A 14,411-nucleotide genomic window follows, 5' to 3' on the forward strand; every position below is an offset into this window, starting at 1 on the left:
AGGTAACGGCGGCCCGCCACCTGACCAGGGTAGCACACCGTAAGCGGGTAAGCGAAGGAGAGAGAAGGGCCGGGGGCCGTCAGGTAGCGCGGGGTCGGCCGGGGGGAGTGCCCCCCGGCGGGGTTCTGGTTCGGCTTATTCCACCACCAGGCGCAGCACCTGGCGGCCGGCGCGCACCACGTACACGCCCGCCGGCTGCCCGGCCGGCAGCGCCAGCGTGGCGGTGCCGGCGGCATCGGCCGTGGCAGTAGCCACCGGGCGGCCCAGCGCATCCAGCACCGTCACCACCGTGCCGGGGGCCGCGCCCGTGAGGGTCGTCGCGCCGGTAGTGGCCGGGTTAGGGAACATGCGCAGGCCGGTGGCCGCGCCCGGGCGGGCCACTGCCCGCACCGGGGAGTAGCTGAACGTACCATCGGCATCTACCAGGCGCAGGCGGTAGTAGAGGGTGGATTGGTGGACTGGTGGGTTTGGGTCCGGCAGCTCGTAGGTGCGGGCGCTGCTGCTGCGGCCGGCAGCGGCCACCGTGCCGATGCGCCCGAAGTGCCGGCCGTCGGTGCTGCGCTCCACCTCAAAGCGGGCGCTGTTGCGCTCCGAGGCCGTGGCCCAGGCCAGGCGCACGGCGGCGGGGCCGGCGGCCGTGGCCGTGAAGGCCATCAGCTCCACGGGCAGCGGGCTGGGGCCGGTGTGGGCGAAGAACCCCGAGAAGCCCGTCACCGGGAAGCGCACCTCCCAGCGGGCGGCGCTGGCATTGTAGGCCACCGCCGGGGCAGTGATGAACACCGTGGCCGGGCCGGAGCCCGCCCAGCCGGTGTAGCTGCCCGGTGTGCCGGTGGCGCTGCGGCCGTGCTTCTGGGTGATGCGCAGGTTGGCCGCGTAGCCTTCGGGGTCGGCAGCCGAGAGGGGCAGTGCCGGGTAGCTGCCCCGCGCGGCGTTGTAGTCGTCGAAGTCGGCCTGGGTGAAGTAGAGCGTAACCTCGGCGGTGGCGGTGGCCGCATTGGCCACCGGGGCAATGTCGTAGAAGCGGCGCACGTAGGGCTGGCGGTTGAAGGTGGGCGCGGCGGCCAGCACCTGCACCGTGGCCACGGTGCTGCCGCGCAGGGTGTAGGGCAGGGTGGCATCGAGCAGTAGCAGCTGGCTCTGGCAGTCGGTGTAGGGCAGGGGGGCGGCGGTCTGCGTCCCGCTCACGGTGGTGGTGGCGGCCGGGATGGCGTTGGCCGGGGCGGTGCCGCCCGTGGCCTCATAAGCGCCCAGGTCCATGAGCCCCTTGCGGGGGTTGCCCAGCAGGTCGGTAGCCGGGGTGCTGCCGGTGCCCTTGTCCACGGCAAAGCTGGCGCAGTCCAGGCGCAGGCCGTCGTCGGCGGTGGCCCAGGTGTTGTCGGGGCCGTCGGGGTCGGCGGGGTCCACGTAGCCGGGGGCGGAGGTGTAGCAGCTGCTGAGGGCGGCGTTGGCCACCGTGAGGGCGGGGGTGGTGCCGGCCGCGTCGCGCACAATGCAGTTGCTGACGGTGAGGGCAACGGTGGTGCCGGCCTTGTACAGCTCTTCGCGGTTGGGGTTGGCGGCGTTGCTGGGGGTGGTGTTCTGGTAAAGAATGCAGTTGGTGAGGGTGCCGCCGCCGCCGGCAGCATAATATAAGCCGCCGCCCAAGCCAGTGGTTAGGGTGGCCGTGTTGCCGCTGAAGGTGCAGCTGCTTACCGTCACGCTGCTGGTGTTGTACATAGCGCCGCCACTAAAAGCAGCATTGCCGCTGAAAACACAGTTGCTCACGGTCACGACAGCCGCGGCAAGGTTGTTGGTGAGCATGCCGCCCCCAACACCGCTGCTGCTAAATGTAGAGCTGCCAACCGCCGCATTGTTGCTGAAGGTACAGTTGGTCACGGTCAGACCAGTGAAGCGGCTGGTGGTCATGCCCCCACCCGAGGGGGCGGTGTTGCCGCTGAACAGGCAGTTGCTCACCACTGCGGTACCGCTGTTGGCATTACACATCCCGCCACCGCCGTTGCCGTTGCCGGTCACCGTATTGCCACTAAAGGTGCAGTCGGTCACGGTCACATTGCTGTTTGTGTTGAACATGCCAGCACCAGCGGCGCCGGTATTGACGGCCGTATTGCCGCTGAAGGCACAGTTGCGCACCACCGGGTTGCTGCCGGTAGTGTTGCTCATTCCGCCACCGCTATAAGCAGTGTTGCCGCTGAAAGTGCAGTTGCTCACCGTAGGGCTGCTGCTGCTATTGTTCATGCCGCCGCCGTGGACATTCGTAACCATCACTGCCGCCCCGGAGGTCGGCTGCACACTAGGGCTTGCTCCGCTTAGCGCCTGCCCCCCTCGCACCGTAAAGCCATCTACCAAGCAGGCACTGCTGCGGCCAATGGTCAGCAGCACATGCTTTGCATCGGTCGTACCGGGTAAGTCGCCGGACAGGATGGTGAGGTTGGTGGCCGGGCTGCGCTGGCTGGCGGCAGTTTCGGTGCCCGCAAAGCCGCCGTAGAGCTTGATGTCCGTGTTAATAAGGTAAACCGTCCGGTCTGGGGCGCTTGTACTCGGGGCAGTGCCGGGCGGTACCAGGGTGGGCAGGTAGGTGCCGGCCTTCACCCACACCTCGTCGCCGGCGGCGGTGGCCAGGTTGATAGCCTCCTGCACATCCTTCTTGGCCGTGGCCCAGCTGCGGCCGTTGCCGGTGTTGTCGGCCCGGCCCGCATCCACGTAGTACACGGTGGCGTGGGCGCCCAGGCCCCATAGCAGCAGGGCCAGCAGCAGCGTCAGGCGCGGCAGCTTCAGGAGGTAAGCGTTAGTCATAGAGCGGGTGGTAACCGGGCCGACGGCAGGGTTCAATCGGCCCTGCAAAGCACGGCCCCTCCGCTACACGGCGCTATGACAGGAATCTGTCATATTGCAGCCGTCGGCCCCGCCGCCCAGGCGCAGCAAAAAGCCCTCCGCCGGGTGGCGGAGGGCTATTGTCAAAGGGCAAGGCCGGCTTACTTCTGCGCCTGGGCGCCCTCGCCCAGCAGGCGGGCCATCTGGGCCTGCAGGGTGAGCAGGCTGGCGTGGTCGGCGGCGCTGCCGGCTTGCAGGGCGGCGTTCTGGGTCTTGAGGGCCTCAATCTGCTGCTGCTGCTCCTTCAGGGCTTCGATGAGGACGGGCGTAAGCTGGGCGTAGTTGACGGCCTTGTAGCCCTGCGCGTCGGTGGCGACTAGTTCGGGGTAGACCTTCTCCAACTCCTGCGCCAGCACACCGACCTGCGCGGCCCCGGCCAGGCCGCCGCGCTGCACCCCAAGCGCGTTCCAGTGGTAGCGCACGCCGCGCAGGGCCAGCACCGAGGCCAGCGCCCCGCGCAGGGGCTGCACATCGGTCTTGAGGCGGGCATCGGATGTCTGGTTGAGGGTAGTGCATTGGAGTCCCCCGCCTACCTTCAACAGGTAGGTAGGGGCCGTCGCCGTGCCCCCGTAGGTGACGGACAGCGACCCGCCGCTGCTGATGAGGCGGGTAGTGAAGTCCACGTCGTTGGTTTCAGCAAAGTCGATGTAGGGGGTGGTGGTGGTGGTGCCCGTGCCGCTGCCGCGCAGCTCCAGGTTGGGGGGGCCGCCCGCCACCCCGTTCAGCACCGCGCCAGCCCCGCCATTGGCCCCCACCCCACTGTTGCCGGTGGTGACGTGCAGGCCGCCAATGGGGGCAATGGTGCCAATGCCCACGCGGTTGGCCTGGTCGAGGTAAAGCTGGGGCAGGGTGCCGGTGCTGCCATCGTAGGGCAGGGCCGCGCCGGAGCTGCCCCACAGGCCCATGCCGAAGCTGCCGCCAGGGGTTTGCACCACGCCAAGGCCATAGAAGTTCTGACCATTAGTGTTTTCGTAAAGGGCGATGCGCTCGCTGGCTGAGTTGGTGGTGCCCGCGTTGCCCAACGACAGGCGCGACACCGGGGCCGTGGTGCCGATGCCCACGTTGCCGCTGCTGTTCCACGTCAGGGCCGTGGTGCGCGTGCCGCCCTGGTTGGTGCCCAGTACCCCGCCGGCGTAGCCATAGAGCACGGGACCGTTGACGCTCTGCCCGTTCCAGAGCCGGCCGCCCGGGCCATAGAAGCCCAGGCCATGGTTGGTGTCGCGCAACAGGTAGTCGTTGTTCAGGGAAATGAGTACGTTGCCGTTGACTTCCAGCGCCTGGCCAGGGGCGCTGGTGCCGATGCCCACGTTGCCACTACTGGTAATGCTCAGGCGGTTGGTCGACAAGGTATAGAAGTCCAGCCCGTACTGGTTGCCGCCGCTGCTGCGCTTGCTGCCGATGCCCTCGCCGCTGCTGCTACCGCCAAAGCGCAGGGCATTGGCCGCAGTGCCGGTGTTGCCGTTGGCCGCGTCCACGAATACGCTGGCGCTCACGTTGACACTGCCCGCCACATCCAGCCGCTGGCTGGGGGCGCTGGTACCGATGCCCACGTTGGCCCCGTTGCCCAGCACCACGGTGTTGCTGGTGGTCAGGCTCACGTTGGCCCCCAGGGCGGTAGCATTGGTGAGGGTGCCGCTGCCGCTGGCCGGGCCGCTGTTGTAGCCCAGGGCTGTGTTGCTGCTGCCCGTGGTGTTGTACTGGCCGCTCCGGTAGCCGCCAAACACGTTGTTGCTGCCGGTGGTGGTGCTGTAGCCGCTGAGCACGCCACTGAACTGGTTGAAGCTGCCGGTGTTGTTGTAGCCGGCCGAGTCGCCGAGCATGATGTTGTTGCTGCCCGTAGCGTTATTATAAGCGGCCGACACGCCCAGGGCCACGTTGCTGTGGCCGGTGGTGTTGGCTGCCCCGCTCAGGTGACCATTGAACACGTTGCTGCTACCCGTGGTATTGTAGTAGCCGCTCTGGTAGCCGCTGAACACGTTGCGGCTGCCCGTGGTATTGCTGCGGCCGCTGGCACTGCCGCTAAAGGTATTCTCGGTGCCGGTGGTGTTGCCGAAGCCGGCGGCGTAGCCGTTGAACACGTTGTTGTTGCCGGTGGTGTTGCTGTAGCCGCTGCTGTAGCCGATGAACTGGTTCTGGCCGGCCGTCGTGTTGCTGTAGCCGCTGCCCGAGCCCAGGAAGATGTTCTGGTTGCCCGTGGTGTTGAGGAAGCCACTGTATGAACCCAGAAACACGTTGTCGGTGCCGGTGTCATTAGACTGGCCGCTGCTGGTGCCGCCAAACACGTTAAAGCTGCCGGTGCTGTTGGCCGCGCCGCTGTTAGCGCCGGTAAACACGTTGTAGTTGCCCGTACTGTTGCCGGAGCCACTCCGATAGCCGGTGAACACGTTGTCATGGCCATCGGTGTTGCCCAAGCCGCTGTAGGCGCCACCGAACACGTTTTTAATACCGGTAGTATTAGCACTCCCGCTGGAGTATCCGGTAAATAAGTTGTCGCTGCCGGTGGTCGTAAGCTGGCCACTGTGGTAGCCCACGAAGGCGTTGCGCGTGCCGGTGGTATTGGACTCCCCGGTGTTTTGGCCCACAAACGTGTTGGCACTGCCCGTGGTGTTGCTGTAGCCGCTGTAGAGGCCCTCGAAGAAGTTGTTGTTGCCGGTCGTGTTGCTGTAGCCCGCCATGTTCCCGCTAAACAGGTTCTGGTTGCCCGTGGTGTTGCTGAAGCCGCTCTGGTAGCCGCTGAACTGGTTGTAGGTGCCGCTCGTATTGGCTTGCCCGCTCTGGTAGCCCACAAACTGGTTCTGCGCGGCCGCATTCACGCGGCCCGCCTGGTAGCCGATGCTGATGCTGTTGCCGGTGGTGCCCTGGCCCAGGTTCAGGCCGCCGTCGGCCCGAATGCCCACGCCCACGCCCGCAATGCTGGCCCCGCTGCCGGTGAGGGCCTGGCCTTGCAGGTTCAGGGTTTGGGTGGCGGTGTGGTTGCCCAGGTTGTCGGCGAGCGCGGCGGGCAGCGTCACGGTGGTGCCGCCGGCACCGGTCAGGGTCAGGCTCTGCCCGCTGATGGTCAGGGCGCGGTTGGCGCTGGCCTGGGTAGTGCCATCGGGAAATTGGAAGCCCCCGCTGGTGCTGTAGATGGTGCCGGCCACTTCCAGCTTCTGGGTGGGGGCGGCGGTGCCGATGCCCACGCTGGCGTTGTTGCCCAGGATGACGGTGTTGCTGGTGGTCAGGCTCACGTTGGCCCCCAGGGCGGTGGCGTTGGTCAGGTTGCCGCTGCCGCTGGCCGGGCCGCTGTCGGCACCCAGGGCCGTGTTGTTGCTGCCCGTCGTGTTGAAGTAGCCGCTCTGGTTGCCGCTGAACAGGTTGTTGCTGCCTGTCGTGTTGCTTAGGCCGCTGTTGGTACCGCTGAACTGGTTGTAGTTGCCGGTGGTGTTGTTGTAGCCGCTAGAGAAGCCGTTAAACAGGTTGTTGTTGCCCGTCGTGTTGCTGCGGCCGCTTGTGACGCCGCTGAACTGGTTGTTGAAGCCCGTGGTGTTGCTGTAGCCGCTCTGGTTGCCGCTGAACACGTTGTTGCTGCCCGTCGTGTTGTTCTGGCCGCTCTGGTAGCCGCTGAACTGGTTGTTGTTGCCCGTCGTGTTGTTGAAGCCGCTGGAGGAGCCGCTGAACAGGTTGTAGCTGCCCGTCGTGTTGTTCTGGCCGCTGTAGGAGCCGCTGAACACGTTGTTGCTGCCCGTCGTGTTGCTGTAGCCGCTCACGTAGCCGCTGAACAGGTTGGAACTGCCTGTGTTCACGCGGCCCGCCAGGTAGCCGAGGGAGATGCTGTTGCCCGCCGTGTTCTGGCCGAGGTTCAGGCCGCCATCGGCCCGGATGCCCACCCCCACCACCGTGCCCAGGTCAGCCCCGGTGCCGGTCAGGGCGGTGGTCACGATGGCGTTGGTGGTGCGGGTGGTGCCGGCCACGTCCAGCGTCTGGGTGGGGGCCGCGCTGCCGCCGATGCCCACCTTGCCCGTGCCGGAGAAGGTCAGGTTCTGGCTGTTGAGGGGCACGTCGGTGGCGGCGCTCAGGGCCGTGCCACCCAGTTTTACGTTGCCGCTGGCCACGGTCAGGCCGTTGTTGGCCGTCACGGTGGCGTTGGTGCCGTTGGTGCCATTCGTGCCGTTGGTGCCCGCCGGGCCTTGCAGACCGGTGGGGCCAGCTACGCCCTGTGGGCCGGTGGCGCCCGCAGGGCCTTGTGCGCCGGTAGCACCGGTGCTGCCCGTGGCCCCCGTAGTGCCCTGCGGGCCCTGTGGCCCGGTAGCGCCGGCCGGGCCGGTGAGGGTGGCCGTGGCCTGGGTGGTGCCGTCGGGGAAGGTGAGCACGCTGCCGGTGCCGGTGAACTTGATGCCGCCAGCCACTTCCAGCTTCTGGCTGGGGGCGGCGGTGCCGATGCCCACGTTGGCATTGTTGCCGAGGATGACGGTGTTGCTGGTGGTCAGGGCCACGTTGGCCCCGAGGGCGGTGGCGTTGGTGAGGGCCCCGCTGCCATTGGCCGGGCCGCTGTTGGCACCCAGGGCCGTGTTGTTGCTGCCGGTGGTGTTATACTGGCCGCTGCTGAGGCCGCTGAACACGTTATTGTCGCCCGTCTGGTTACCGTAGCCACTGAAGCGCCCGTCAAACACGTTGCCGCTGCCCCCCGTGTTCAGGGCCCCGCTGTAAAAGCCGGCAAACACGTTGTTGCCACCCGTCTGGTTGTTCAGGCCGCTGTAGGTACCGCTGAACACGTTGCTATAACCCGTCGTGTTGCTGTAGCCGCTGGCGTAGCCGCTGAACACGTTGTTAATGCCCGTTGTGTTGTTGTAGCCACTCTGGTAGCCGCTAAACTGGTTGTAGTTGCCCGTGTTCACGCGCCCGGCCTGGTAGCCGAGGTAAAGGCCGTTGCCGGTCGTGTTCTGGCCCAGGTTCAGGCCCCCGTCGGCCCGAATGCCCACGCCCACGCCGCTGATGCTGCTGCCGGTGCCGGTCAGGGCGTTGCCTTGCAGGTTCAGGGCTTGGGTGGCGGTGTGGTTGCCCAGGTTGTCGGCCCCACTGGGCAGGGCCACGGTGTTGCCCCCGCTGCCGCTGATGGTCAGGTTCTGGCCGCTCACGCTCAGCGTCTGGGCCGGGGCGGTGGTAGCGGCCGTGGTCTGGGTGGTGCCGTCGGGGAAAGTCAGCCCCTGTCCGGCCGTGCTTATCCTAATGCTGCCGCCGGTCACGTCCAGCTTGGCGCCGGGCGTGCTGGTGCCCGCCGTGCCGATGCCCACGTTGCCGCCGGGGGCCACGTAGAGGCTGCTGGTGGCCGCGCCGGTGGTGTAGTTCACCGCAAACTCCACGTCGATGCCCGTGCCGGGAGTGCCACCGAAGTAAAACGAGCCCCCCGCGTACACGTCGGTCGAGTAGTAGCGCAGGCTCTGGGGCGCGGTTAGGGTGATGGTATAGGTGCCGGCGGCCAAGGCCAGCGGCGTGGGCAGGGGTACCGTGCTCGGCACGTCATTCACGAAGCTAATCGGAGCCGGCCCGTAGAGCAGCGTACCGCCGTTGCCCGCGCCCTGGTAGATGGCAAAGGTGGTACTGTAGGTGGCACGCGAGCGTAGCCGCACGCTGGTCACGCTGCCGCCCCCGGCGGGCATCGTAAACGACTGCCCGGCAAAGGGAAAGCTGGTGTTGCTGGCATCGGCGGCGGCGGGCGTGCCCAGCGTGTTGCTGGTGGTGCCATTACTCACCCGGAAGTCGCCGCTGGTTTCCAGCGTGGCCCCCGGCAGGGCCGTGCCGATGCCCACGTTGCCGCCGGTCAGGCTGAAGTTGTTGCCACTTTGCAGGATGGTGGTGGGCGTGGTGAGGCTGCCGCCCAGGGTCAGGTTCTGCCCGGTCTTGGTGAGGCCGTTGCTGGCCGTCACGGCGGCCCCGGCGGCCGTAGCCACCTGCTGCCAACTCGGGGCGGCCGGCGTGCCGGCGTTATAATAGAAGCCGGCCGGGGCCCCGGTCTGAAACACAATCAGCCCCGTGGCCGGGCTGGCAATGGCCGTGGCACTGGCCACGCGGGGCAGCAGGGCGCCCTTGGTGCTGCTTACAATGTCGAGCGCCGCCGAGGCATCGGGGGCCGTGGTGCCGATGCCCACGCCGGGCGTCTGGGCCTGGGCCCGGTGCAGGAAGGTGCCTGGCAGCAGCAGGGCCAGCAGCAGCGCCAGGCGCGGCAGTTTCGAGGAAAGGTAATTATGGTGCATACAGCGAGGAGGTAACCGTGCCAACGGCAGTGTTCAATCGGCACTGCAAAGCACGGCCCTGCTGCTACACGGCGGTATGACAGGAATCTGTCATATTTCAGCCGTCGTCCCCGCCGCTCAGGCGCAGCAAAAAGCCCTCCGCCGGGTGGCGGAGGGCTTTTTGCCAAAGGGGGCAGCCGGGCTACTTCCGAGCCTGGGCGCCCTCGCCCAGCAGGCGGGCCATCTGGGCCTGCAGGGTGAGCAGGCTGGCGTGGTCGGCGGCGCTGCCGGCTTGCAGGGCGGCGTTCTGCTTTTCCAGCAGCTCTACTTTGCGGGCCAGCTCCTGGGTGGCGCTCACGTTGAGCATGCTCAGGGCCTCGTAGTCTACTGAGCGCACATCGGCGTGCTCCAGGCCGAAGACGAATACCTTGGTGCCGGCCAGGGCCGTAGCCCGGCGCAGCACCAGGGTGCGGGCCCCGGCGGCGGCCGGGCGGGCCAGGGCGGCCAGCACTTCGCCGGTGTCGCCCACCAGCTTGAGGCGCTGGCCGACGGCGGCGGCCACGGGCAGGCCGGCGGTGGGTAGGGTGAGGGTTACCAGCGAGTCGCCGGGCAGGGCCTGCACGGTGGTGGCCAAGGCGTAGATGTCAGGCAGGAAGCCCGTTTGCTGCTGCACGGCCTGGGGGAAGACAGCCTCCACCTCCTGGGCAATGACCTTCTTAAAGGCCCGGTTGCCGAACTGCACCCGGTCGCGCATGGTGTAGTCGGTAATGCGCAGGCGGTTCAGCAGGGCCAGGTCGGCCGTGCGGTCGCTCAGGCCCACCACCGTTTTGAGGCGACGGTCGCTCACAGCGTTAAACTCCGACGACAGAATGCGGCCGGTGGCGCGGATGCTGATGCCCACCCCGTTGGCGCCGATGCTGCCGCTGCCCGTTTGGCCGCTGGGGTTGAGGTAGCCGAAGCTGTAGGCGCCCGTGGTGGCCGTGGTTTGCACATCGAGTGGGAAGGAGGGGCCGGTGGTGCCGATGCCCACCTTGCCGGCGTCGTCCACCACCATGCGCCAGGCCCCCCCATTAAAGACGCCTATCTTCGTGGCATCAAACTGGCCCACGAACTGCGTGGTGGCGCTGTTGAGCCACACGCCGCCCTGGTTGGTGCCGTCGCCGGTTTGCAGGCGGCCATTTACGCGCAGGTTCACGGCGTTGCCGCCGCTGCCCACCACGTCGAGCCGGGTACCGGGGTTGGTGGTGCCAATGCCCACGTTGCCGGCGGTGGTGACAGTTAACGCGCTGGCGCCCGTGGTGCCGTTGTACGTGTCGATGAAGAAGTTGTCGGTGCTGCCGCGCTGGTCCACGCCCACGCGCCACCGGTTCTTGTTGGTGTTGACGCGGACCTCGCCGTTGTTGTTATAGCCATTGAAGCCCAAGAAGGCGTAGCCGGAGTTGGCACCGGTGAGGGGTTGTAGAACGATGTTGCCGTTGCTGCCGTCGCTCACCTGTACGCCCCGGTCGGCATCAGTGGCGTTCTGTACCGTCAGCCGGGCGGCCGGGCTGCTGGTGCCGATGCCCACCTGGCCGGTGCTGTTCCAGTACAAAGCTGTGGTGCGGGTGCCGCCCTGGTTGGTGCCCAGCACGCCGCCTGCATAGCCGTACAAGGCCGGACCGTTCACGTCGAGGCCATTCCAGGGCTTGGCGCTATTGTAGAACCCCAAGCCGTGGTTGGTGTCCCGGAGCAGCAGGTCGTAGGCAAGGTTCACCAGCACGTTGCCGTTGACCTCCAGCGCCTGGCCGGGGTTGGTAATGCCAATGCCCACCCGTCCGGTGTTGGTGATGGTCATCCGATTAGTGAAGCTGGTGTAGAAGTCCAGCGCATAGGCATTGCCGCCCGCGTTGCGCTTGCTGCCGATGCCCTCGCCGCTGCCGCTGCTGCCGAAGCGCAGGAAGTTGGCCGCGGTGCCGGTGTTGCCGTCGGCATTGTCTACCGCCACGGTGCCCCCGGTGGTGAGCGTGCCGCCCAGCGTGCCGGCCCCGCTCAGGTTGAAGCTGCCGGTTTGCTGGCTGACCGGGGCGTTGAGGATGAAGCTGCCGGTGCCCGTGCCGCTGGCGGCCGTGGTCTGGAAGGTGCCGTCGGGGAAGATGAGGCGGCTGCCGGCGGTGGTGAGCTTAAGGTTGCCGCCCACCACGTCCAGCTTCTCGCTGGGGGTGAGGGTGCCCACGCCCACGTTCTGGGCGCGGGCTGCCCCGGTGGCAGTGGCAAAGAGGGCGAGCAGCAGGGCCCGGCGGGAGCGAATGGAGGTATGCATAACGAAGGAATGAGGGGATGGGGTAAGAGGGTAGGAGGGTATGAGGGTAGGAGGGCCTTTGGGCAAGCGGGTAGGAGGATAGGAGGGGTTGGTGCGTGGGTTATTCTCAACTAAGAACTCTTACCCTCCTACCCTCACACCCTCCTACCCCATACCCAGAGAGCCGTCCTGGTTAGTCCACCACGCAGCGGGTGGTGAAGCGCCCGGCCGGGCCGGTGTAGCGCAGGAAGTAGGTGCCGGCCGGCAGGCCGGCCAGCGGCACCGGGCCGCTGGCACGGCCATCGAGGGCCACGGTGCCCAGCACCTGCCCCAGCACGTTCACGATGTGCAGGGTGCCGGCTTCGGCCGGGCCGGTGTAGCGGTACTGGGCATCCTGCCCCGCCGTCACCCGCGTGGGAAACACCACGAAGCTGGCCGCCCCCGCCGCCCCACCGAGCGGCACAGCCCGCACGGGCGAGTAGGCCACCGTGCCGTCGTGGTCGGTCTGGCGCAGGCGGTAGTAGAGCAGGGTGGTGCCGGCCGGGAGCGGCGTATCGAGCCAGGTGTAGGCGTGGCGGGTGGTGGTGGTACCCGCCCCAGCTACGGTGCCCAGGTCCGCGAAGGCGGTGCCGTCCAGGCTGCGCTCCACGGTAAAGCCGGCGTTGTCCAGCTCCTGGGCCGTGGCCCAGCGCAGGCGCACGGCGGCGGGCCCCTCGGCCTGGGCCGTGAAGTCGAGCAGCGTCACCGGCAGCGGGTTGCTGGCATTGCCCAGCGTCCAGATGCTGAAGTCGCTGATGCCCGTCTTGGTGACCGTGTTGGTGACGGCGTCGAGGGTGACCCCGGCCTGCCGCGCCCAGGGCCCCGCCGTGCCGGTCTGGCTCTTGAACAAAGCTAGGTTGCCCTCGACGATGCCGTTGAGCTCGTCGTCGCGGTAGGTCAGGGCCAGGGTCACGTTCAGGCCGGTGTTCACGGCGGGCACGATGTCGAAGTAGCGCCGGATGCTCTGGCTGGTGCCGGCCCCCGTGAGGGCCGTGCCGGTGGTGCGGCGCACGCGGGTGCTGCCCGGCAGCCGGGTGCCGGCCGGCGTCAGGCGCAGCCCCAGGCCCCCGAAGGTTTGGGCGGTGCCGGCGGTGCTCACCGGGCGGGTGGTTTCGACGGTGCCCGTGACGTAGCCGGCCGTGGTTTCGCTGAGCGTGGCGCTGGGGCCCAGCAGCACCTGGGCGCTGCTGCCGGTGGCCAGCACCCCGGTGGTTAGGGTCAGCTGGTTGCTCACGGCCAGGTCGCCGGTCAGGCGCAGGGTGTTGGCCCCGGCGGTGGGCTTGTTCACCAGCACCTGGTAGAGCGTGGCCCCGCCGGGCGTGAGGGTCTGGTCGGCCAGGCCGGAGAAGGTGACGGCGCTGGTGCCGGGCGTCACGGTGCCGCTGTTGGTCAGGTTGCCCCGCACCTCCAGCGTGCCCGCGCCCAGGCTGAGGGTGGCGGGGTTGCTCAGGGGGCCGGCCACGTGCAGCGTGCCGCCGTTGGTGAGCGTGCCGCCCTGGTTGCCCAGCCCGCCGGTGCCCACGTACAGGATGCCCCCGGCCTGCACCGTGAGCTGGGTGCCAGTGTTGACGAGGTCGGCGGCGGGCGGCGGCCCGTTGTAGGTCACGCTGACCGTGTTGCTGGCCGGGTTGGGGTTGTTGGCCGCGTCGCGGGCGGCGCCAGCCGCCACCTGCACCGTTACCACGCTGCCGCTGCCGGTGGGCGTTATATTAAAGGTGTAGGTGCTGCCGCTGCCGCTCACGGTGCCGCCCGTCAGGCTGCCGCCCGCGATGGTCAGGTCGGCAGGGTCGAAGCCCGTCACCGGCTCCGAGAAGGTAACGGTAAACGGGATGGGCGCCACGCCCGTGCTGCTGCCGGCCGTGGTGCTGACCACGGCCGTGGGCGGGGTGTTATCTACCGTGAGTGGGGTGCTGCTGCTGGTGCTGCCGCCCGGCGTAGTCACGGCGATGGTGCCGGAGCTAACCCCGGCCGGCAGAGTAAAGGTGATGGTGGTGCCATTCACCACCGTGACGCCCGTGATGGCCGTACCGTTCACCGTCACGCCCGTAGCCCCGGTGAAGTTGGTACCCGTGATGGTGACGGTGGTGCCCGTGTTGGCGCTGGCCGGGGTGAAGCTGGTGATGGTGGGCGGCGGGAAGAACGTGAAGCTGCCGCTGCTGGTGGCCGTGCCGCCCGGCGTGGTGACGCGGATAACCCCCGTGCTGCTGCCCGCCGGTACCGTAAAGGTGATGGTGGTGCCGTTGACGATGGTAAAGCCCGTGATGGCCGCCCCGTTCAGCGTCACGCTGGTGGCACCGGTGAAGTTGGTGCCCGTCACGGTCACCGTCTGCCCTGCCGGCCCGCTGGCCGGCGAGAAGCTGCTGATGGTAGGCAGGGGGGCCACCGTGAAGCTGGTGGCGCTGGCCACTATGCCAACCGGCGTCGTGATACGAATAAGGCCCGTAGTGCTGCCCGCCCCTATGGTGAAGGTGAGACTGGTGGCGGTGTTGGCCGTGATGGTGCCGGCCGTACCGTTCACCGTCACGGCCGTGGCCCCGGCGAGGTTGGTGCCGCTCACCAGCACGCTCGTGCCCACCGGGCCGCTGGGGGGCGAGAAGCTGGTGATAGTGGGGGCGGGCGTGTTCAGGCGCACGCTCACCGTGGAGGCGCCAAAATTGGCCGTGAGCAGGTCGAGGTCGCCGTCACCGTCCACGTCACCCAGCACTATGCAATTGGGGCTGACGCTTACGGTCGGGTTGCTGCCATTGCTGAAGATGCCGGTGTTGGAGCCCGTAGCGTCGCCGCCATTCAGCCGCACGCTCACCGTGCTGTTGTTCCCGTTGGCCGTGAGCAGGTCGAGGTCGCCGTCACCGTCCACGTCGCCCAGCGTCAGGCCGTAGGGGTGGCCATCTACAGCCGGGTTGCTGCCATTGCTGAAGATGCCGGTGTTGGAGCCCGTGGCGTCGCCGCCATTCAGCCGCACGCTCACCGTGCTGCCGGAGCCACTGCTCTCGTTGGCCGTGAGCAGGTCGAGG

Annotated in this window: 4 protein-coding genes; all 4 read right to left on the reverse strand. The window is 67.9% G+C overall.

Going from position 1 to position 14,411, the window contains the following annotated elements:
* Positions 1–135: 135 nt before the first annotated feature.
* The gene (locus Q5H93_RS02135) at positions 136–2,793 is read right to left on the reverse strand and encodes a right-handed parallel beta-helix repeat-containing protein (protein WP_305004829.1); all 2,658 of its coding nucleotides are present in this window, start codon (positions 2,791–2,793) and stop codon (positions 136–138) included.
* Positions 2,794–2,972: 179 nt separating this feature from the next.
* Positions 2,973–9,101 (reverse strand): phage tail-like protein, encoded by a 6,129-nt coding sequence (locus Q5H93_RS02140; RefSeq protein ID WP_305004830.1) that lies wholly within the window; start codon positions 9,099–9,101, stop codon positions 2,973–2,975.
* Positions 9,102–9,282: 181 nt separating this feature from the next.
* The gene (locus Q5H93_RS02145; protein ID WP_305004831.1) at positions 9,283–11,379 is read right to left on the reverse strand and encodes a tail fiber domain-containing protein; all 2,097 of its coding nucleotides are present in this window, start codon (positions 11,377–11,379) and stop codon (positions 9,283–9,285) included.
* Between the two features lie 172 nt (positions 11,380–11,551).
* The coding region (locus Q5H93_RS02150) for a beta strand repeat-containing protein (protein ID WP_305004832.1) at positions 11,552–14,411 on the reverse strand (2,860 nt) is incomplete at its 5' end.

The organism is Hymenobacter aranciens, from assembly GCF_030580865.1.
Classification (GTDB): Bacteria; Bacteroidota; Bacteroidia; order Cytophagales; family Hymenobacteraceae; genus Hymenobacter; species Hymenobacter aranciens.